Origin of the sequence: Autumnicola lenta (assembly GCF_031846515.1) — a bacterium.
Taxonomy (GTDB): Bacteria; Bacteroidota; Bacteroidia; order Flavobacteriales; family Flavobacteriaceae; genus Autumnicola; species Autumnicola lenta.
This window is the reverse complement of record NZ_JAVRHO010000027.1, coordinates 12,342-34,847: the sequence shown is the minus strand read 5'-3', so window position 1 is coordinate 34,847 and position 22,506 is coordinate 12,342. Positions and strand designations below refer to the sequence as shown.

The 22,506-nt window shown below is 39.8% G+C and carries 20 protein-coding genes; all 20 read left to right on the top strand.

The window, feature by feature from the left end; genetic code table 11:
- The first annotated feature begins 2 nt into the window (after positions 1 to 2).
- The 20 genes from RM545_RS15225 (at position 3) to proC (ending at position 22,504) form a co-directional block, all read left to right on the top strand.
- Positions 3 to 1,403, top strand: a complete 1,401-nt coding sequence (locus RM545_RS15225; RefSeq protein WP_311496149.1) for a TolC family protein — start codon at positions 3 to 5, stop codon at positions 1,401 to 1,403.
- A 189-nt stretch (positions 1,404 to 1,592) separates the two neighbouring features.
- Positions 1,593 to 1,937, top strand: a complete 345-nt coding sequence (locus RM545_RS15220) for a rhodanese-like domain-containing protein (RefSeq protein ID WP_311496148.1) — start codon at positions 1,593 to 1,595, stop codon at positions 1,935 to 1,937.
- A 292-nt stretch (positions 1,938 to 2,229) separates the two neighbouring features.
- On the top strand, positions 2,230 to 3,531 hold the full coding sequence (locus tag RM545_RS15215; RefSeq protein ID WP_311496147.1) for a cytochrome ubiquinol oxidase subunit I: 1,302 nt from the start codon (positions 2,230 to 2,232) through the stop codon (positions 3,529 to 3,531).
- 2 nt (positions 3,532 to 3,533) lie between these two features.
- Positions 3,534 to 4,574: a cytochrome d ubiquinol oxidase subunit II gene (locus RM545_RS15210; RefSeq protein WP_311496146.1), complete on the top strand. Its 1,041-nt coding sequence runs from the start codon at positions 3,534 to 3,536 to the stop codon at positions 4,572 to 4,574.
- A gap of 18 nt (positions 4,575 to 4,592) precedes the next feature.
- Positions 4,593 to 5,648: an MBL fold metallo-hydrolase gene (locus tag RM545_RS15205; protein WP_311496145.1), complete on the top strand. Its 1,056-nt coding sequence runs from the start codon at positions 4,593 to 4,595 to the stop codon at positions 5,646 to 5,648.
- 135 nt (positions 5,649 to 5,783) lie between these two features.
- Complete coding sequence (locus RM545_RS15200) at positions 5,784 to 6,098, top strand: hypothetical protein (RefSeq protein ID WP_311496144.1); 315 nt, start codon at positions 5,784 to 5,786, stop codon at positions 6,096 to 6,098.
- 2 nt (positions 6,099 to 6,100) lie between these two features.
- Positions 6,101 to 6,589, top strand: a complete 489-nt coding sequence (locus RM545_RS15195; RefSeq protein WP_311496143.1) for a DUF2231 domain-containing protein — start codon at positions 6,101 to 6,103, stop codon at positions 6,587 to 6,589.
- A 210-nt stretch (positions 6,590 to 6,799) separates the two neighbouring features.
- Positions 6,800 to 7,213, top strand: coding sequence for a hypothetical protein (locus RM545_RS15190; RefSeq protein ID WP_311496142.1), 414 nt, complete (start codon positions 6,800 to 6,802; stop codon positions 7,211 to 7,213).
- A gap of 141 nt (positions 7,214 to 7,354) precedes the next feature.
- Entirely contained in the window at positions 7,355 to 7,840 is a 486-nt protein-coding gene (locus RM545_RS15185; RefSeq protein ID WP_311496141.1) for an acyl-CoA carboxylase biotin carboxyl carrier protein subunit, read from the top strand.
- Between the two features lie 78 nt (positions 7,841 to 7,918).
- Positions 7,919 to 9,358: an acetyl-CoA carboxylase biotin carboxylase subunit gene (gene accC, locus RM545_RS15180; protein WP_311496140.1), complete on the top strand. Its 1,440-nt coding sequence runs from the start codon at positions 7,919 to 7,921 to the stop codon at positions 9,356 to 9,358.
- 10 nt (positions 9,359 to 9,368) lie between these two features.
- Entirely contained in the window at positions 9,369 to 10,910 is a 1,542-nt protein-coding gene (locus tag RM545_RS15175) for an acyl-CoA carboxylase subunit beta (RefSeq protein ID WP_311496139.1), read from the top strand.
- A gap of 672 nt (positions 10,911 to 11,582) precedes the next feature.
- Positions 11,583 to 13,256, top strand: a complete 1,674-nt coding sequence (gene ilvD, locus RM545_RS15170) for a dihydroxy-acid dehydratase (protein WP_311496138.1) — start codon at positions 11,583 to 11,585, stop codon at positions 13,254 to 13,256.
- Positions 13,257 to 13,267: 11 nt separating this feature from the next.
- Positions 13,268 to 15,001, top strand: coding sequence for a biosynthetic-type acetolactate synthase large subunit (gene ilvB / locus RM545_RS15165; protein ID WP_311496137.1), 1,734 nt, complete (start codon positions 13,268 to 13,270; stop codon positions 14,999 to 15,001).
- A complete protein-coding gene (ilvN, locus tag RM545_RS15160; RefSeq protein ID WP_311496136.1) occupies positions 15,001 to 15,540 on the top strand; it encodes an acetolactate synthase small subunit in 540 nt (179 codons plus the stop codon). The genes ilvB and ilvN overlap by 1 nt, the downstream gene beginning before the upstream one ends.
- Complete coding sequence (gene ilvC, locus RM545_RS15155; RefSeq protein WP_311496135.1) at positions 15,537 to 17,012, top strand: ketol-acid reductoisomerase; 1,476 nt, start codon at positions 15,537 to 15,539, stop codon at positions 17,010 to 17,012. Before ilvN ends, ilvC begins: the two co-directional genes overlap by 4 nt.
- A complete protein-coding gene (gene ilvA, locus RM545_RS15150) occupies positions 17,012 to 18,286 on the top strand; it encodes a threonine ammonia-lyase IlvA (protein ID WP_311496134.1) in 1,275 nt (424 codons plus the stop codon). The genes ilvC and ilvA overlap by 1 nt, the downstream gene beginning before the upstream one ends.
- Before the next feature lie 333 nt (positions 18,287 to 18,619).
- The gene (locus RM545_RS15145) at positions 18,620 to 19,249 is read left to right on the top strand and encodes a GNAT family N-acetyltransferase (protein WP_311496133.1); all 630 of its coding nucleotides are present in this window, start codon (positions 18,620 to 18,622) and stop codon (positions 19,247 to 19,249) included.
- A gap of 94 nt (positions 19,250 to 19,343) precedes the next feature.
- The gene (locus RM545_RS15140) at positions 19,344 to 20,531 is read left to right on the top strand and encodes an argininosuccinate synthase (RefSeq protein WP_311496132.1); all 1,188 of its coding nucleotides are present in this window, start codon (positions 19,344 to 19,346) and stop codon (positions 20,529 to 20,531) included.
- Positions 20,528 to 21,493, top strand: coding sequence for an N-acetyl-gamma-glutamyl-phosphate reductase (gene argC / locus RM545_RS15135; protein WP_311496131.1), 966 nt, complete (start codon positions 20,528 to 20,530; stop codon positions 21,491 to 21,493). The genes RM545_RS15140 and argC overlap by 4 nt, the downstream gene beginning before the upstream one ends.
- 216 nt (positions 21,494 to 21,709) lie before the next feature.
- A complete protein-coding gene (gene proC / locus RM545_RS15130) occupies positions 21,710 to 22,504 on the top strand; it encodes a pyrroline-5-carboxylate reductase (RefSeq protein WP_311496130.1) in 795 nt (264 codons plus the stop codon).
- The last annotated feature ends 2 nt before the right edge of the window (positions 22,505 to 22,506 follow it).

Genomic DNA, 22,506 nt, shown 5'->3' with positions numbered 1-22,506 from the left:
ACATGAAAGGATATTTATTTTTATTTTCTGTTTTTTCCTGCTTTTTTCTCAAAGCTCAGGAACAACTTCCAGAAGTGTTGAGTTTTGAGGAATATATGGCCTATGTAAAGGAATATCACCCTGTAGCAGGCCAGGCAGAGCTTCAGATTTCTATGGGAGAAGCACAGCTGCTGAAGGCCCGGGGTGGTTTTGACCCAAAAATTGAAGTTGATTATGACAGGAAGGAATTTAAGGGAACAGAGTACTACGACATCCTGAATTCCACTTTTAAAATTCCGACCTGGTACGGAGTAGAAGTAAAAGCAGGTTTTGAACAAAATGAGGGCTATTATCTGAATCCGCAAAAAACAGTTCCTGAAGACGGACTGTTCAGCGCCGGAGTTTCTGTTGATGTGGGACAGGGGATGTGGATCAACGATCGTATGGCAACTCTAAAGAGTGCAAGAGCTTTCCGGCAGCAGACATTAGCCGAGCGGGATTTGATGGTAAATCAGGTGCTTTACAATGCGGCCATTGCTTATTTCGAATGGCTAAAAGTTTATAACGAAGTGATTATCTACGAAGAGTTTCTGGAAAATGCTGCAGAACGATTTTTGGGTGTAAAACAGAACGCCCGGCTGGGAGAAGTAGCCGCCATAGATACGGTAGAAGCAAAGATTCCTGTTCAAAGCCGTACATTAGAGTTGGAGCAGGCAAGGGTAAGACTAATGAAGGAAAGGCTAAATCTGTCCAATTATTTATGGCTCGCAAACAATGTCCCGGTTGAACTACAGCCCAATATAATTCCGGATACGAGTTTACAGGAAGATTTGGACTTAACTCTCGAGCTCCCCCCTTTAACCCCAGATCAAATTGATATAGAAGATCATCCCAAATTACGTTCCCTCGAATTTAAGCTTCAGGCTCTTGAAATCGAAAGACGTTTAAAAGCTAATAAATTACTGCCTGCTATAAATTTGGAATACAACTTTATTACTCCGGAGCCGGAATTTCAAACCCTTAATACAGCAAATTATAAAGCTGGAATAAGCTTAAGTGTGCCTTTGTTTCTTAGGAAGGAACGCGGGGATTTGCGTCTTGCTGAATTGAAGGTACAAGATACATATTTTGACCTTCAGCTGAATGAAAGGCAAATTGAGAATAAAATAAGGGCCGTTTTTCAGGAACTGGAATCCTATAAAATTCAGAATGTCATTGTGAGCGAAATGGTAGAAAACTATATTATAATGCTCGCTGCGGAAGAACGAAAGATGAGCTTTGGGGAAAGCTCCATCTTCCTCATAAACAGCAGGGAAATTAAGCTTATAGAAGCACAACTAAAACAAAATGAAGTGCTCACGAAATTCATGTATGCAAAAGCCCGCCTTTTCCAGAGTCTTGGGATAATTCCGGAACTTGATTAGATTTCTATCTAAATTACTGTCAGATTTATTGATCTATCTCAGGCTTCAAAACGGTTAAAAAATTAGGTATGTTATTTGATATATTTCTTCTGGACTTAAAGGGAAAAGTTTAGAACGCTTTTGCTTCCTTTTCGAAGAAAATATATACCGTCTCAAGAATAACTATAAAAACATAGGAGAACCTATAAAATGCAAATTATAAAGTCTTTGTTTGGTTTCGGCTCCCGAACCAATGCAAAAATTCAAGTCTTTAAAGAAGATCAATTCAAAAAATACCTTTTAGATACTCAAGGTGTCTTAATTGATGTTCGCACTCCCAAGGAGTTTCTCGAAGATCATATTGAGAATGCCAGGAACATTAATTTTTACGATTCCCGCTTCATGAGCAGGATTACAAGCTTAAATAAAGATCAACCCGTGTTTATTTATTGCCGGAACGGAGCCAGAAGTGCACGCGCTGCAAAACGAATGGTGAAGGAGGGCTTTTTAGAGATTTATGATCTTAAAGGTGGATTTCTAGCCTGGCAGAAGTAGAATAGCAATTATAAATTTTGAGCCACTAAAGCATTCAATAATAAAGATTATGAAAAAGCTTAGTGGCTTTTTTTAGCTTCAGAGAAAATCAAGTGCTTCTTTCTGGATTTTCATTGGAACTTATAGATAATGACAAATCAATTTTCTACAAGAATTATCCTATGTAATTCCTTCTGAAACCGCTCTGTCACCGTTCAATTTTTACTTAAATTTATCGGAGAGCAGGAACAGTTCCTGACCATTTGTAATGAACTGAAAATCATTATTTTGAAGTAGGTTCTTAGAATTTTCTATGGAAAATCTGGAATACGCAAGGCTGCAAATGGCCTTTACTCTTGGATTTCACATTATTTTTGCCTGTATCGGGATGGTTATGCCTTTTTTCATGGTAATAGCCCACCGGAAATGGCTAAACACCAGAAATCCGCTTTACCTGAAGCTTACAAAGGCCTGGCTAAAAGGCGTAGCAATATTTTTTGTGACCGGTGCAGTTTCCGGAACAGCACTCTCCTTTGAGCTAGGTATGCTCTGGCCGGAATTTATGAAACATGCCGGCCCAATTATAGGAATGCCGTTTTCACTGGAAGGAGCGGCATTTTTTGTGGAAGCAATTGCCCTTGGCTTTTATCTTTACGGCTGGAATAAACTTCCGGAAAAATTTCACTGGTTTACAGGTATAATAATTGGCATTTCAGGAGTAGCATCTGGAATACTGGTCGTTTCAGCAAATGGCTGGATGAATGCTCCTTCGGGTTTTGATTATATTAATGGTGAATTCACAAATATAGATCCTGTCCAGGCATTTTTAAATCCTGCCTGGTTTACCCAGGCATTACACATGACGCTTGCGGCTTTTGTTGCCACCAGTTTTGCGGTGGCCGGCCTTCATGCATATCAGATTTTGCGTAACAATAACCCGGAACTGCATAAACAGGCATTTAAAATCGCCATTTCCTTTGGTGCGGTCGCAGCAATCCTGCAGCCTTTAAGTGGTGATCTTTCAGCTAAAGATGTTGCAGAAAGGCAGCCGGTAAAGCTTGCTGCCATGGAAGCCCATTATGAAACCGATAAAGGAGTTCCGCTCTATATCGGCGGAATAGTAGATGAAGAAAATAAGGAGGTGACCAACAAATTAGAAATTCCGAATGCACTTTCTTTTCTTGCTTTTGGAGACTTTGATGCCGAAGTAAAGGGGCTTAATGACTTTCCTGAAGACGAGCTTCCTCCAGTCGCTATAGTACACTATGCGTTCCAGACGATGGTTGGGATTGGTACATTACTAATGCTTGCAGGACTACTTTATTTTATTAGTCTGAAGAAGAAATTATGGATGGATAGCCGCAAATATTGGTGGTTTTTTATGTTGCTTGCACCACTTGGTTTTATTGCTCTGGAAGCTGGTTGGGTGGTGACAGAAGTCGGGCGCCAGCCATGGATAATTTATGGTATTATGCGTACCGAAGATGCCGTAACGCCAATGCCGGGAATAAAATTTAGCTTTTATATGTATTTGATGGTTTACATTATTCTCGCTTTTACCGTCACCTGGCTTATGAAAAGGCAAATTAGAGTTTTAAATGCAGATAAAGAATAACTATGCTATACGTCGTCCTTTTCTTTACGCTCTTTTCGTTTTTTCTTTATGTACTGCTGGGCGGGGCAGATTTTGGTGCGGGCATTGTAGAGCTTTTTTCTTCGAAGGAAAATAAAAAGATTAACCGCGATACGATCTATAAAGTGATGGGCCCGGTTTGGGAGGCCAATCATATTTGGCTAATTATCCTCATAGTAATCCTCTGGATCGCTTTTCCGGTGTATTTTAATGTTATAATTATTTACTTGCACATTCCGCTTACATTGGTACTTCTGGGAATTACCATGCGCGGAGTAGCTTTTATTTTTCGGCATTACGATGCCATAGAAGATCGCTCACAATATCTTTATAATGTGATGTTCCGTATTTCCAGTTTTATAACTCCGGTTTTTCTGGGAATGTCCTTTGCCGCTTTAATTGGTGGGGAAATTATTAGAACAGAAGATTATGCCAACTATTCCTTCAGCCAAATCTTTATGCACCCGTGGTTGAATATATTCTCTTTTTTGGTGGGCTTGTTCTATGCCGCGCTTTGTGCTTTTCTTGCATCAACTTTATTAATTGGCGAAAGCGAAGGAAAGATCAGGAAAATGTACAGCCGAAAATCACGATATTTTACCATTGCTCTTGTCACAATAGGCTTTATCCTTATTGTCTTTGGTTATATTTCAGATATTGCGTTTATCGAAGATTTTATAACGAATCCAATTTCTATAGTTGCTGTCGTTTTATCCGGAATTCTTCTTATTCCGCTTTGGAATTCCATTAGAAAACAGAACAGGATAGCCAGTCGTTATCTGGCCGGATTTCAGGTAATTCTCATCTTGTTTGCCGCGCTTATTGCACATTTTCCGTATATAATAATTACTGCAGGAGAAGAATTGAGTATTCTTGAAGGTGTGGCTCCGGAAGCGGTAATTACTACTCTGGGGATTTCTTTAATTATTGGCGGATTTGTTATCTTACCGGGACTTTTCCATCTTATGAAGTCATTCAATATGATTAAGGTATATGAAAAGGATGCCAAAGAACTTGAAGAGTAAGTAACTAAAATAATAATTGTGGGCGGAATTAAAAGTTTTAAAAAATCGTTTGGGAAGATGCCTGAAGGGGAGCGGCTGGAAAGGATAGAAAAATCTTCCAACAGTGCTAACGGAAAATTCCACAATGTACAGCCTACAGCGGTAAGTCCGGATGATGTGTCGATGATCACTGTTCTTAAGGATTTTGTGACGCGGCCAAAGTCGGTGAGACCTTCCGCAGAACTTCCGAATGTAAAAACAGACCTTTCGCAAATTTCTTCAGACAAACCGGTTATTGTCTGGTTTGGACATTCTTCCTATTTCATTGATTTCAACGGGTACCGTGTTCTTGTTGACCCTGTTTTTAGCCGAAATGCTTCTCCGGTTAAATTCTTCGGAAAATCATTTCGCGGAGCAGACAAATATGAAGTTGAAGATTTTCCTGAAATAGATCTGCTCATTCTTACGCACGATCATTACGACCATCTGGATTATCCTTCAATTATGAAACTGAAATCCAGAATAAAGAAAATTGTTACTTCTCTGGGAGTGGGAGCGCACCTGGAGTATTGGGGGTTGGAAAAATCCGGCATTACAGAATTAGACTGGTGGGAACATAAACGAATAAATGAAAAGTTAAAGATTACTGCAGCACCCTCACGGCATTTTTCGGGTAGGGGAACCACGCGTTTTGCAACGCTTTGGTCCTCCTTTATTCTTGAATTCAGCGACTACAAAATTTATATAGGAGGTGATTCTGGTTACAGTCAGCAGTTTAAAGAAATAGGAAGAAGGTTTGGTCCTTTTAATTTGGCCTTTATGGAATGCGGGCAGTATAATGAAAACTGGCCGGAGATTCATATGTTTCCCGAGCAGGCAGTCACCGCTGCTAAAGATCTTAATGCAAAAATTGCAATTCCGGTGCATTGGGGAAAATTCACCTTATCCATACACTCCTGGAACGAGCCTGTAAAAAGGTTTGTGGCTTCTGCAAAAAAAGCAGGGCAGCAATACGTAGTGCCAAAGATAGGAGAACCTTATAAATTGGGAGAAGATTTTAATCAGGAAACCTGGTGGAATTTTGAAGAGAAGTAGTAGTGACGACGCTGCAACTTTTATAACTTTGTGAAATTTTATTGAAATGATACCAATATGTTTGGGGTGTGCAGGTATTTGGTTAATTTAGTTTTAACAATTAAAATGAATAAATAAACATTAAACCAGTTTAATATGAAAACCAAAATTTTAAGTACACTATTAGTAAGTTCATTTTTCCTTTTCATCGCTTGCGGTGAAAGTACAGACGTCGTAGAATCTGGTACTTACCAGGGGACTATAGACGAGGTAGAGCCATCTAAAGATGAAATCTATGTAAAGACTGATGACGATAAAACTCTGGAACTTTACTTTACAGAAGAAACACAACTTACCAGGAACGGCAGTACCGTAGATTTTTCTGAACTTGAGGAAGGTCAGAAGGTGGAAGTTGTAGTTGAAAAGAATGGACAGAGACTTGATCCTATTTCAGTTGAAATAATGGAGTAAGTATGGCAGAAATACCAGAATTTTGGCGGACAGAGGTATACCATCCTCTGTCCGTTCATTTTCCGATAGTTTTATTGTTACTAGCCTTTATCTTCAAACTCTTCGCATTAAAGTTTAAACGGGAGCTTTGGGAAACAGGAGGAACACTCATGTTGTTACTTGGGGTTGCCGGAATCTGGATCGCCATTTACACCGGAAATCTTGCCGATGGTGTCGTTTCCAGGAAATTATGTGATCCTACAATTCTTAAAGACCACGAAAATATGGCTTATCTCTCCGCTTATATTTTTAGCGGAAGCTTGCTTGTGGATCTTGCTGCTTATTTTAAAACTTATTTTTTCCGCAAAATGATTGTCCAAATCGTTCTTGTTTTAGGACTGGCTGCAGGAACGGGAGTTTTAATGTATGTAGGGCATCTTGGAGCCACTCTGGTTTATCAGCAGGCCGCCGGCGTTAATATTCCTTCAGGAAATTGCGCGGAATTTGAATAATTTTTCATTTACAAGAATTCTTCTGAAGTTTTTTTCTTAATTTAAATAGAATTTTAGCACTATTAAAGCTAAACTTCTGAAGACCGTTTTTCTGAATCAATGTCGAAAATTACCAATTTTCGATCCTCATATATTTTTGATTCTGATAGAATAAATGAATCAGAGATTTACACTTTCTTTTCATTTCAGCGCAAATTGAAAATTTCTATCATGTCCAGCCTTAAGATAAAAAGAAACTCAGAATTGGCTAATAGCGTTCGCTCTTTTCAAATTGTTTTGGACGGTAAAATCCTGGACAATATTGAAGATGGCGAGATTAAAGAATTTCAAATTCCTCCCGGGAAACATACTTTGCGAGCTCAATTGGACTGGTGCGGAAGCCGTCCGCTGCATTTTGAGATTAGCGAAGGGGAAGAGAAACTGGTGGAGATTAAAGGATTCATTTTTTCTGACTGGTTCCTGCCAGTGGCGCTCTTTAATGCATTTCTATTTTTTTTTCTGAATATCGTGTACGATGTTAATTCAATTTTTCTTGCTTTTCTTATGTTTCTTTTCTTCGGATATCTGTTATACTTTGTAACTTTTGGCAAAAACGACTATCTGCGGCTAATAGAACATAAATAATCATATTTTCGCTTCTGTTGTCCTACGATCCATCTTATTATACAGCTTTTTTCAAAAAGCTTTATAAAGTCTTTAATTATTACTTCAAACTTTTTCTATATTTACGAAACAGGCTTCAAAAGCCCCGTTTAACTAAGAATTATGGAAAAAAAATATAAGGTAAAGGTAAATGGTGCTTATGAGTATCAATTTTCCATTGATGACATTACCTCTTTAGATCAACAGGAACTTTCCGGTTCTAAATTTCATGTTTTAAAGGAGCATAAATCCAACAAAGCCGAAGTTTTGTGTGCTGATTTTAATAAGAAAAGATACACGGTGAGGATCAATTCCAATATTTATGAAGTAGATATTGCCAATGAGCTGGATTTGCTTATTGAAGAAATGGGACTTTCACTGGGTTCTGCTCAGGCTGTAAACGATATAAAGGCGCCAATGCCGGGTCTCATTCTCGATGTAATGGCAAAGGAAGGTGATGAGGTGAAAGCAGGGGATTACCTGCTTGTGCTCGAAGCTATGAAAATGGAAAATACGCTCTCTGCTCCTGGCGACGGAATCATAAAATCTGTACATGTTGAAAAAGGGCAAACGGTAGATAAAAATCAATTATTGATCGAACTGGAGTAAATAAGTGAAAAGTGAAAAGTGAAAAGTTCAAAGCCATGATAGCGGGCAGATAAACTATTTCAAAAAAGATAATTACAGATGAAGAAAATCTTAGTAGCCAACCGCGGAGAAATCGCATTGCGGGTGATGAAAACCGCACAGAAAATGGGAATAAAAACCGTGGCTGTTTTCTCGAAGGCAGACAGGAATGCACCGCATGTAAAATTTGCAGATGAAGCGGTTTGCATTGGAGAAGCCCCTTCCAGCGAATCCTATTTGCGGGGTGATAAAATTATAGAAGTTGCAAAAGATCTTGGAGTGGACGGTATTCATCCCGGTTACGGATTCCTAAGTGAAAACGCCGGATTTGCCGAAAATGTGGAAAAAAACGGCATCACCTGGATTGGTCCCGGTTCCAAAGCCATTAAAATAATGGGGAGCAAACTCGCCGCGAAAGATGCTGTAAAGAAGTACGATATTCCTATGGTTCCGGGAATAGATGAAGCGATTACCGATGTGGAAAAAGCCAAAGAAATCGGCCGGGAGATCGGGTTTCCGATTTTAATTAAAGCTTCTGCCGGTGGTGGTGGAAAAGGAATGCGTATTGTTGAAAAAGAAAATGATTTAGCAGACCAAATGAAGCGTGCGATAAGTGAAGCGGAATCTGCTTTTGGTGATGGGTCGGTTTTTATTGAAAAATATGTTGGTTCGCCGCGACATATAGAAATCCAGGTATTATCAGATACTCATGGAAATTTTCTTCATCTTTTTGAGCGGGAGTGTAGTATCCAAAGGCGTCACCAGAAGGTGGTGGAAGAAGCCCCGTCAGTAATTCTGGATGAAAAACTGCGGAAGCAAATGGGAGAGGCTGCCGTTAAAGTAGCCAAGGCCTGTGATTATGTTGGGGCCGGTACTGTGGAGTTCCTGATGGATGAAGATAAAAATTTTTACTTCCTCGAAATGAATACGCGCCTGCAGGTGGAACATCCGGTAACTGAATTGATTACCGGAATCGATCTTGTGGAACAACAGATAAAAATAGCCAGGGGTCAAAAATTGCAATTTTCACAGGAAGATCTAAAAATCAACGGACATGCACTCGAACTTCGGGTTTATGCTGAAGATCCTATGGAAGATTTTATGCCCAGCGTGGGAACTCTTGAAAGGTACCGTGGTCCTGTAGGAGAAGGAATCCGTTTGGATGATGGCTTTGAAGAAGGAATGGAAGTTCCCATCTATTACGACCCGATGCTCGCAAAACTTATCACTTACGGGAAGAGCAGGGAAGAAGCCATTCAGCTAATGATAAAGGCGATTGATGATTACGAAGTGAAGGGAGTGATGACCACGCTGCCCTTCGGAAGATTTGTATTTGAACATGAGGCCTTCAGAAGTGGAAATTTTGATACTCATTTTGTGAAAAAGTATTATTCCGCAGAAAAGCTGGAAGCAAAAATCGAAGAAGAAGCCAAACTTGCGGGATTGATTGCATTGAAGCAATATTTAAAGGATCAGAAACTAGTCCGTTTACCAAAATAGAATTTAAGAGATGAGTCAGAATATAGAAAAGCTAAACGAAAAAATACAGCAAGCTCATTTGGGTGGCGGTGAAAAACGGATTGCCAAACAGCACGAAAAGAAGAAGTTAACTGCCCGGGAAAGAGTAGATTATTTGCTGGATGAAGGCTCCTTTGAAGAACTCGGAATATTGGTAACGCATCGTACGACCGATTTCGGAATGGACAAACAGCAGTATTATGGCGACGGAGTGGTAACCGGATATGGAACTATTCACGGCCGGCTTGTTTACGTGTTTGCGCAGGATTTTACTGTTTTTGGAGGCGCTTTATCTGAAACCCACGCTGAAAAAATATGCAAAGTAATGGATCATGCCATGAAAGTTGGAGCGCCTATTATAGGATTGAATGATTCGGGTGGTGCCAGGATTCAGGAAGGGGTGAAATCACTGGGTGGATATGCAGATATTTTTTATAGAAATGTACAGGCGTCGGGTGTAATTCCGCAAATATCGGCAATTATGGGACCTTGTGCGGGAGGAGCCGTGTATTCCCCGGCAATGACAGATTTTACGCTGATGGTGCAGGATACCAGTTATATGTTTGTAACCGGACCAAACGTTGTAAAAACGGTAACAAACGAAGAAGTCACTTCTGAAGAGCTTGGCGGTGCCAGCACGCATTCTACCAAGTCGGGAGTGACACATATTACTTCATTTAATGATATTACCTGTCTGGAAGATATCAAAACCTTGATGGGTTATCTTCCGCAGAATAATAAAGAAACACCGGAAAAGCTTCCTTACGAGTTGGGAGATGAGATAAGAAACTCGTTGGACAGCATGATTCCTGATAGTTCCACAAAACCTTATGATATGCATGAGGTGATAAAAGGAATTATAGATGAAGATTCATTTTTTGAAATTCATAAAGATTATGCCGAGAATATTATAGTTGGTTTTGCCCGGCTTGGAGGGAGAAGTATCGGGATTGTAGCCAATCAGCCAATGAGTTTGGCCGGGGTGCTCGATGTGGATAGTTCAAAAAAAGCGGCACGTTTTACACGTTTTTGTGATTGCTTTAATATTCCGTTGCTCGTGCTTGTTGATGTTCCGGGATTCTTACCGGGGACTGACCAGGAATGGAATGGAATTATTTTGCATGGTGCCAAGTTATTGTATGCTTTAAGTGAAGCCACAGTGCCCAGGGTAACGGTAATTACTCGTAAGGCTTATGGTGGTGCTTATGATGTGATGAACAGCAAACATATTGGTGCCGATCTTAATTATGCCTGGCCAACTGCGGAAATTGCTGTAATGGGAGCCAAAGGTGCGAGTGAAATTATTTTCAGAAAAGAAATTAAAGAGGCCGAAGATTCGGAAGTCAAACTTTCAGAAAAGGAAGCTGAATATGCTGAAAAGTTTGCGAATCCGTTTAAAGCAGCGCAGCGAGGATTTATAGATGAAGTAATTATGCCGCGGGATACCAGAAGAAAACTACTGAAGGCTTTCAGTATGCTCGAAAATAAGCAGGTGTTGAGGATTGACAGGAAGCATGGGAATATTCCGTTGTGAGTTTGACGTAAAAAAGGTGAAAAGTCGATAATTTAAAGAGAGTAAAGAGGAAAGTGATTAGTGAAGCGTGAAAAATTGATTATTGGAAATTACAGTTTCTGCTGGAATAATTATTCATACATGCGTGGATTTTTCCTTTTGAAGTCAACGAAAGAAGTGGAGAGTTCAGCTGAAAATTTTCTGCTAAAATCTTCACTATCTGCGGAAGAAAATACGCTTTGTCAACACGTTTCACCTGCATTCATCCTAAGTAAAGGAGAGAGAAAAGATTTCGTTCCTTATCCTTCTTATTTTGTACCTGTAAAGGTCGATAATTGTCATTTTAGACAGCTGTCCCAAGGACAGGTATTTTTTATACCTGATTTTTCATAAAAAAAGAATTTTTAAGTAGGTTATGTGTTTTTTCAGAAGGAAAAATGGGCATAAAATTGAAATAATCGAATTTTAGCTCTTAAAAAGCCTGAAAATTGCAGTAAAATCAGTTCGATTGGGCTTTTTTAACCTTCCACCAAAAACATCCAGCTATCGTAAAGATAAAAGGATTAAAAAATTGATAATCAATGCATTATAGTTGTTTGAGTTTTTTTGAAAGTAGTTTAAATTCTTCACATTTTCATCGGGAGTATTTCTAAGAACTTAACTTTAAACTTTTATAAGCGAATAAATCTAAGAATGAATAATAAATATAGTAAGATTTTAACTCAAAGTGAATCACAGCCAGCTTCCCAGGCGATGCTTCACGCAATAGGATTAACCAAAGAAGATTTTAAAAAACCATTTGTAGGAATTGCGAGTACCGGGTATGAAGGTAACCCGTGTAATATGCACCTTAATGACCTGGCGAAATTGGTAAAACAAGGTTGTAACGAGAATGAACTTGTAGGCCTTATATTTCATACTATTGGAGTGAGCGACGGGATTTCCATGGGGACTCCTGGTATGCGTTACTCTTTGCCTTCCCGGGATATTATTGCAGATTCTATGGAAACTGTGGTGCATGCAATGTCCTATGACGGGATGGTCACAGTTGTTGGTTGTGATAAAAACATGCCCGGCGCGCTTATGGCGATGCTGCGTATCAATCGGCCTGCAATTTTAGTCTACGGCGGAACGATAGCTTCAGGTTGTCATAAAGATCAAAAACTGGATGTGGTTTCGGTTTTTGAAGCCTGGGGATCAAAAGTGTCGGGAGATATAAGCGATGAAGATTACAACGCAGTAATAGAAAAGGCGTGTCCTGGTGCAGGTGCCTGTGGAGGTATGTACACGGCTAATACGATGGCTTCAGCAATAGAAGCACTTGGGATGGCATTACCTTATAATTCTTCTAATCCTGCAGTTGGAGAAGAGAAAAGTGCAGAAAGTATTGAAGCAGGAAAAGCAATGAACCTGCTTATAGAGAGGGATATCAAACCACGGGATATTGTGACTAAGGAAGCGATAGAGAATGCGATCAGGCTTCTTACAGTATTGGGTGGTTCTACCAATGCGGTGCTGCACTTCCTGGCGATAGCCAAAGCTGCTGAAGTGGATTTCACGCTTACCGATTTTGAGAGAATATGTGACAGTACTCCGTTTTTAGCAGATCTGAAGCCTAGCGGAAAGTACGCAATGGAAGATGTGCACAGAGTGGGAGGAATTCCGGCGGTACTTAAGTATATGCTGAAGAATGATATGCTTCACGGTGATTGTTTAACGGTTACAGGAAAAACACTTGCTGAAAATCTTAGTGAAGTTCCGGACCTCGAAGAAGGACAGGATGTATTGAGAACTTTGGATGATCCAATCAAGAAGACGGGCCATATCCGTATTCTTTACGGAAATTTAGCTGAAGGAGGTTCTGTGGCGAAAATAACAGGAAAAGAAGGCCTGCAGTTTACAGGAAAAGCAAGGGTTTTTAATAGCGAATACGAAGCAAACGATGGTATTTCTGAAGGGAAAGTGAAAAAAGGAGATGTAGTGGTAATCCGCTATGAAGGCCCTAAAGGTGGCCCCGGAATGCCTGAAATGCTTAAACCTACAGCTGCAATTATGGGGGCTAAACTTGGGAAAGATGTAGCACTTATTACAGATGGTAGATTTTCTGGTGGAACACATGGCTTTGTAGTTGGTCACATCACCCCCGAAGCTCAGGAAGGCGGACTTCTGGCTTTTCTTAAGGACGGCGACGAGATTACCATTAATGCTGAAACAAACAGGATTGAAGTAGCTCTTTCAGAAGAAGAAATAGCAGAAAGAAAGAAAAACTGGGTAGCTCCTGCCTTAAAGTTTAACAAAGGAGTTCTTTATAAATATGCGAGAACGGTTTCTTCGGCTTCACAAGGCTGTGTTACCGATGAATTTTAATATGGTGAATTATGGAAGTAAAAACAGCTAGTTTCGAAAAAGTACAGACCCAGACAACAACAAAAGTGTCCGGGGCCGAAGCGGTAATAAAATGTTTGCTGGAGGAAGGTGTGGACACCATCTACGGATATCCTGGTGGCGCTATTATGCCCGTTTATGATGAGTTATACAAATATCAGGATAAGTTACATCATGTCCTTACAAGACATGAGCAGGGAGCTACACATGCTGCTCAGGGTTATGCCCGGGTTACCGGAAAAGTAGGCGTAGCTGTGGCTACTTCAGGTCCGGGAGCGACAAATCTTGTCACCGGTATCGCAGATGCCCAGATAGATTCTACACCAATGGTTTGTATAACAGGCCAGGTGGGATCACATTTGCTGGGGAGTGATGCTTTCCAGGAGACCGATATTGTGGGAATTTCGACTCCCATCACCAAGTGGAATTACCAGATAACCAAAGCAGAAGAAATTCCGGAGATAATTGCCAAAGCATTTTATATCGCTAGATCAGGTCGTCCAGGTCCGGTATTGGTAGATATCACCAAAGATGCACAATTTGCGTCTATTGATTTCAGTTATAAAAAATGTTCGGGAATCAGGAGTTATAATCCTTATCCTGAAGTAAATCTTGCGCAGGTACAAAAGGCTGCAGAAGCGATAAACAATGCTAAGAAACCTCTAATAGTTTGGGGGCAGGGTGTTATCCTTGGTGGCGCCGAAGATCTTTTTAAACAGGTTGTGGAAAAATCTGGTGTTCCTGCAGCTTGGACCATCCTGGGTCTTTCAGCCTTGCCAACAGAGCATCCTCTAAACGTGGGAATGGTTGGAATGCATGGGAATTATGGTCCAAATATGCTTACGAATGAATGTGATGTTCTTATTGCAATTGGGATGAGGTTTGACGACAGGGTAACCGGTAATCTGGAGCATTACGCCAAACAGGCTAAGGTGATCCATTTTGAAATTGATCCTGCAGAAATTAATAAAAATGTTCATGCCGATATTCCTGTTTTGGGTAATGTAAAGGAAACGCTTAAGACTTTACTTGAGCTTTTAAAGCCTAATAAGCATGAAAGCTGGCATCAGCAGTTTAAAGACATGTATAAAACCGAATATGAGAAAGTCATAAAAGGTAATATGGATGTTACTAAAGCTAACCTTGGAATGGGTGAGGTGATCCAGGAAATAAACAACTTCTCTAATGGGGACGCGGTAATTGTTTCTGATGTTGGTCAGCACCAGATGGCTGCCTGCAGATATGCGAAGTTTAATTTTACCAGGAGCAATGTTACTTCCGGCGGATTGGGAACTATGGGATTTGCATTGCCGGCTGCGATAGGAGCTAAAATGGGGGCACCGCAACGAGAGGTAGTGGCCATAATCGGGGACGGTGGTTATCAAATGACCATTCAGGAACTGGGGACTATTTTCCAGACTAAAGTGCCGGTTAAGATTGTGGTTTTAAACAACGGCTTTTTAGGAATGGTAAGGCAATGGCAGCAATTATTTTTTGACAAGCGCTATGCTTCAACAGAAATGGTGAACCCTGATTTTGTTACAATAGCCAAAGGATATCATATTAAAGCCAATCAGGTTACAGAGCGATCGCAGTTAAAAGATGCTATTAAGGAAATGATGGAATCTAAGGATGCCTATTTCCTTGAAGTTAAAGTTGAACAGGAAGAGAACGTATTCCCAATGATACCAACCGGAGCGGCAGTTTCAGAAATACTACTAGAGTAATGGAAAAGAAAAATTATACCGTATCAATTTATACGGAAAACAATCTGGGGTTATTGAGCAGGATTGCTGCAATTTTCCTTAAGAGACATATTAATATTGAGAGTATTACTGCTTCGCCAAGTGAAGTGAATGAGGTAATGCGGTTCATTATTGTGGTGAACGTAACCGAAGAGCAGGTCAGAAAAATTATCGGACAGATAGAAAAGCAGATTGAAGTTATTAAAGCTTTTTATCACACAGATAAGGAAACTATTTACCAGGAAACAGCGCTCTATAAAATCAAATCTGAAGATTTTCTGAACGATTTAAATATTCAGGATTTTATCAAAGAGACAAATGCCAGGATTGTAACCGTTACGCGGGACTTTTTTGTAGTCGAAAAAACCGGAAAACGCCACGAGGTAGATCATTTGTACGAGATTTTAAAACCTTATGGACTAATGCAATTTGTTAGATCCGGCACCATTGCAGTTACTAAAAACGAAATGCCAATATCAGGAATATTAGAAAAATTTAATACTACAAAAACTACATCATGACAAACTATTTTAACAGCCTTTCTTTACGTGAACAATTAGCCCAGCTGGGAACCTGCCGCTTTATGGCACTAGATGAATTCAGCGAGGGTGTGGCTGCCTTAAAAAATAAAAAAATAGTTATCGTGGGCTGTGGAGCCCAGGGACTTCATCAGGGTTTAAATATGCGGGACAGCGGTCTGGATATTTCCTATACTCTAAGAGAAGGTGCTATTAAAGAAAAGCGCCAGTCCTGGAAAAACGCAACAGAAAATAATTTTAATGTCGGAACTTACGAAGAGATGATTCCGCATGCAGATTTGGTGATCAACCTTACACCAGATAAGCAGCATACTTCTGTAGTAAAGGCTATTATGCCACATATTAAAAGAGATGCTGTGCTTTCTTATTCTCACGGTTTCAATATCGTGGAAGAAGGAATGCAGGTTCGGGATGATATCACCGTAATTATGGTAGCTCCTAAATCTCCGGGATCTGAAGTTAGGGAAGAATATAAAAGAGGTTTTGGTGTGCCAACTTTAATTGCTGTACATCCTGAAAATGATCCTCAGGGAATTGGCTTCGATTGGGCAAAAGCCTATGCTGTGGCAACAGGAGGTCATAAAGCCGGAGTATTGGCTTCATCGTTTGTAGCTGAAGTAAAATCTGATTTAATGGGAGAACAGACTATTCTTTGTGGTGTTCTTCAGACCGGCTCTATTCTTACTTTTGATAAAATGGTTGCAGATGGAATTGAACCTTCTTATGCAGCAAAACTTATCCAGTATGGTTGGGAAACCATTACTGAAGCTCTAAAGCATGGTGGTATTACAAATATGTTGGACAGATTATCAAATCCTGCAAAGTTAAGAGCCAATGAAATTTCTGAAGAACTGAAGCAACAAATGCGTCCTCTTTTTCAGAAGCATATGGATGATATTATTTCCGGTGCTTTTAGCAGCCGAATGATGAAAGATTGGGCTAATGACGATAAAGAGTTGCTTGAATGGCGTGCTGCTACAGAAAATACTGCCTTTGAGAAAACTGAGGCAACTTCAGAAGAAATTAAAGAACAGGAATATTTTGATAAAGGAGTCCTTCTCGTTGCTTTTGTAAAATCGGGAGTAGAACTTGCTTTTGAAACCATGGTGGAAGCTGGAATAATTGCTGAGTCAGCTTATTACGAGTCACTACATGAGACTCCGCTAATCGCTAATACCATTGCAAGGAAGAAATTATACGAAATGAACCGAATAATTTCTGATACTGCAGAATATGGTTGCTACCTGTTTGATCATTCTGCCAAGCCGCTTATTAAGGATTATATAAATAGTCTTGAGCCTGAAGTAGCAGGAAAATCATACGGAACTGATTATACCGGAGTGGATAATCAGGAATTAATCGCAGTTAACGATGCTATCAGGAATCATCCGGTTGAGAAAGTGGGTGGTGTGCTGAGAAAAGCAATGACTGCAATGGAAAAAATACACGCATAATGGATACTTTGCTGACAGATCAAAAAACATACAGACCAAAATTGGAAGCAGTAAAAGATGCTGCAGAACGTATTTCCAAGGTTGTAATAAAGACTCCTTTGGCAGATTCTTTTACCTACAGTAGCAGGTACGAGGCGAGGGTGATGCTTAAAAGAGAAGATCTTCAGCAGGTTCGTTCTTATAAAATTCGTGGTGCATATAACAAGATTTCAAGTTTAACACAGGAGCAGCTGGATAAGGGCGTAATATGCGCCAGTGCCGGTAATCATGCACAGGGAGTGGCTTTTGCCTGTAATAAATTGCAGGCAAAAGGTATTATCTATATGCCAATTACAACTCCAAGACAAAAGGTGGAACAAACGCAGATGTTTGGAGGAGAATGGGTAGATGTTGTTCTTAAAGGGGATACATTTGATGATTCCTATAAGAGCGCTATAAAACACGGAGATAAATCAGGACTTGTCTTTATTCATCCTTTTGATGATGAGAAGGTAATCGAAGGCCAGGCGACAATTGCTTTAGAGATATTGGAGCAGGCCGATGCGCCTATAGATTATGTTTTTGCCCCTCTTGGAGGCGGCGGACTACTAGCCGGAATTTCTTCGGTTTTTAAGCAGCTTTCCCCAAATACAAAAATAATTGGTGTAGAGCCGGAAGGTGCACCTTCCATGACTTATTCTTTAAAAGAAGGTAAAGTAGTGGAATTGGCAGAAATAGAAAGGTTTGTTGATGGAGCGGCTGTGCAAAAAGTAGGTTCCAGAAATTTTGAGATTTGTAAGGAAAATCTGGATAGAATGGTAACTGTTCCTGAAGGAAAAATTTGCCAGACTATTCTCGATCTTTATAATCAGGATGCGATTGTAGTAGAACCTGCAGGAGCCATGGCAATTTGTGCCCTGGATTCTTTTGCTGAAGAAATAAAAGGTAAGAATGTGGTATGTATGGTGAGCGGAAGCAATAATGACATCACCCGTACGGCTGAAATTAAAGAGAGGGCACTGTTATATTCCGGTCTTAAGCATTATTTCATTATCAGTTTTCCTCAACGTGCCGGGGCTTTGAAGGAGTTTGTAGCTAAAGTACTTGGGCCGTATGATGATATTACTCATTTTGAATATTCTAAAAAACACCACAGGGAAAACGGGCCAGCCGTTGTTGGTATTGAGTTAAAAGATCCTGCCGATTTTGGTCCGCTGGTGGAAAGAATGAAGAAAAAGAATTTTTATGGAGAATATTTAAATGATAAACCAAATTTATTTCAATTTTTAGTCTGAGGGATTTTGTCGCTTAATAATTTTGTGTACATTTATAATATGATTTCAACAAGACAAATAATATTACCCGAGTTTCGCCGCTGCCCCCGCATTCGCAGGTAAGCGATTTGTTTCCGTGCAAAAGGTAATTATTATTTTGAAATCATCTACATTGAAAAATCTAAACGACATACTAAAAACGGCAAATTTCAGATTTTATTCTGAAGTTTCTCCCATGCGCCGCTTTTTCCCCCGCACGTAAGTGCGTGTGTAATTTATGGAACTCAAGGTGAGTCCGGTTCCCCTCTCAGAAGACAAAAATCGAATTAATTTTTTCAACAAAATTTTTAGCAGATGAAGATTATCATTGCTAACAAATCTCATGCTTCCTATGCAGAGATCATTTGTAACACAATAGAAGAATCGGCAAAAGTCCGTGGTACCGGCATTGCACGTCGTACTCCTGAATATATCATCAGTAAGATGGAAAAGGGAAATGCGATAATAGCTTTCGATGGCCACAAGTTCGCTGGCTTTTGTTATATCGAGACCTGGAGCCATGAAAAATATGTGGCAAATTCCGGGCTTATTGTGCATCCTGACTACAGGAATCAGGGATTGGCAAAGGAAATAAAGGAAGTTATCTTCAAATATTCACGAGAAAAATATCCGACAGCCAAAATCTTTGGGATCACAACCGGACTGGCTGTGATGAAGATCAATTACGAGCTAGGATACCAGCCCGTAACTTTTTCTGAACTTACCGATGATGACAGCTTTTGGAAAGGCTGCCAGACCTGCAAGAATTACGACATCCTTACCAGAACAGAGCGCAAAATGTGCCTTTGTACCGGGATGATGTATGATCCTGAAAAAAAGAAGGAGAAAGCAGAAAAAAAGGAGAGTCTGAACGATAAGGCTTTCAAAAGGTTAAAAAATATTAAACAGACGCTCTTTTATAAAAAAGAGAAAAGTGAAAGCTGACCACCCCGTCCTGCGGCCACCCCTCCTTCTAACAAGGAGGGGAACATAGAGTATTATAGTTCATGGCAAACCAACATCTAAGAAAAATTAAAAAATGAAGAAAGTAGTAATAGCATATAGTGGCGGTCTTGATACTTCCTATTGTGCTAAGTATTTATCTAAAGAAGAAAATTTTGAAGTTCATGCGGTAAGTGTAAATACCGGAGGTTTTTCAGAAGAAGAAATAGAGAAAATAGGTTCCAATGCTCAAAAGATTGGAGCGAAAACTTACAAAAACATAGATGCGGTTGCTTCCTTTTATGACAAGGTGGTAAAATTCCTCATTTTCGGTAATGTTCTTAAAAATAACACCTATCCGCTTTCCGTAAGTGCAGAGCGTATTATACAGGCCATAGAAATAGTAAATCACGCAAAAGAGATTGGAGCCGGATATATTGCTCACGGTAGTACCGGTGCAGGAAACGACCAGGTAAGGTTTGATATGATTTTTCAAACCATCGCTCCAAATATTCAAATTATCACCCCAATCAGAGACAAACAACTCACCCGACAGGAAGAAATTGAATATCTTAAGGCCAATGGTGTGGATATGAATTGGGAAAAAGCAAAATATTCAGTTAACAAAGGTTTGTGGGGAACAAGTGTTGGCGGTGCTGAAACTTTAACTTCAGAAAAACCTCTACCTGAAGAAGCTTATCCTTCACAACTAAAAGAGAAAGAACCAAAACAAGTTAGTTTAAGCTTTACAAAAGGAGAACTCACCGCTGTAAACGGAAAAGAAAACGCTCCCGAAAAAAATATCGAAATCCTGGAAAGTATTGCTTCAAAATATGCAATTGGCAGGGATATTCATGTAGGAGACACTATTATCGGAATTAAGGGAAGAGTTGGCTTTGAAGCTTCCGCTGCTTTAATTACCATAAAAGCACATCATTTGCTGGAAAAACATACACTTAGTAAATGGCAGCTTCAGCATAAGGATTATATAGCCAACTGGTACGGTACGCACCTCCATGAAGGTCAGTATCTGGATCCTGTGATGAGAAATCTGGAGGCGTTCCTACAAAGCTCACAGGAGCAGGTAACAGGCGAAGTATTTGTGACGCTCCATCCCTACAGGTTTACGCTGGATGGAATTAAATCTAAATACGATTTAATGAGCAGCAGTTTTGGAAAATACGGAGAAGAAAACAAAGCCTGGACAGCAGACGATGCAAAAGGATTTATCAAAATCCTTTCGAACGCCGGGAAGATTTATCAACATGTAAAGCAGGAGCAATGATAGAGGCAGGAATTATTGGAGGAGCCGGTTACACAGCGGGGGAATTAATAAGAATACTGCTCAGGCATCCGGAAGTAAACATAAATTTTGTCTACAGTACATCACAACCGGGAAAACCCGTTGCAAACGTGCATCAGGATTTATTAGGAGAAACAGACTTGCAGTTTAGCGGAGAAATAAACAAGGAAGTTGACGTAGTTTTTCTTTGTCTGGGGCATGGGAACTCAGTAAAATTTCTTTCTGAAAATAAATTCTCAGAAAAAACAAAAATTGTAGACTTAAGTACTGATTACCGTATGTCAAGGGAAGATCATTCTTTTGTTTACGGCTTACCTGAATTTAACATAGAGGCGATTAAAATGGCAAATTTCGTCGCAAATCCGGGATGTTTTGCCACTGCGATTAGCATCGCGATTTTGCCTCTGGCTAAGGAAAATTTGTTAAAGGAAGATATTCATATAAACGCTGTAACCGGAGCTACCGGTGCGGGCACTTCTTTATCTGAAACCACGCACTTTACCTGGCGGGACAATAATTTTTCTGCCTATAAATCTTTTGAACATCAGCACTTGAATGAGCTTACTCAGAGCGTTAAGAATTTTCAGCCGAAGCACGATGCTGAAATTAATTTTATTCCGAACAGGGGGAATTTCTCCCGCGGAATACATGCTACTGCCTACACGAAATTCTCAGGAAGCCTGGAAGAAGCCAGGGAAATTTATCAGGAAGCTTATAAAGATGCCGCTTTTACTTTTGTGACAGATGAAGCACTTCACTTGAAGCAGGTTGTAAATACAAATAAGGGATTAGTGAGATTGCAGAAGTTTGGAGATAAGCTCTTAATAACAAGTATTATCGATAATTTGCTGAAAGGGGCTTCAGGACAGGCAGTGCAGAATATGAACCTGATGTTTGGATTGGAAGAGACTGCAGGATTGCATTTAAAAGCGACCTATTTTTAATAAAAAAAGTAAAAGAGGAAAAGAGTTAAGGAGAGATGGGGGAAAAATATTTAAAAGAAGATAGTCGTATATATAAGATTGCTTCGCGGCATTGAAACTTTGCTCGCAATAACAGGAAAAAGGTAAAGAGATAAAGGAAAAGACCATGATATTAATGTTTCCGGAGCTTTACTAATTAAATTCAAAATTAGCATTTAAAATTTAAAATAATCAAGGATGAAAATTGCCATTTTAGGAGCCGGGAACCTCGGACTTTCAATTGCTAAAGGTCTTATCGTAAATAACGCTTTTACCACACTTTATCTGAGTAAAAGGAAAGTGGATAATATTAAAGATTATGAGGAATATTCTAAAGTGAGTGTTACTTCAGACAACCTGGAGGCGGTAAATAATTCCGATATCCTGATATTTGCAGTTCAGCCCACTCAGCTGGAAGGTATTCTGGAAGAAATTAAAGATGTACTTACAGATAAGCACGTTCTTATATCTACAGTTACCGGGTTCAAAATTCCGAGGATAGAAGCTATTGTTGGAGAAGATCAATTTATAATCCGTTCCATGCCAAATACGGCAATTGCGGTTGGAAAATCGATGACCTGTCTTTGCAGTAATAAAAAAGGGGAAAAGCGCATTGCGATTGCTGAAGCTATTTTTAACCGACTTGGCAGCAGTATTATTATTCCTGAAAATAAGATGCAGGCCGCAACAGTAATTTGCGCCAGCGGAGTAGCATTCTGGATGCGCTTAATCCGCGCCACGACTCAGGGAGCCGTACAATTAGGATTTGATGCAAAAGAAGCTCAGGAGCTGTCTATGCAAACCTGCCTGGGTGCCGCCAGTCTTTTAATAGAATCAGGTAAACATCCCGAGGAAGAAATTGATAAAGTTACGACCCCGAGAGGCTGTACTATTGAAGGTTTGAATGAAATGGAACATAACGGACTCAGTTCTTCGCTCATACAAGGAATACAGGCATCTTTCAAAAAAATTAATTCAATTTCAGATCAATAACT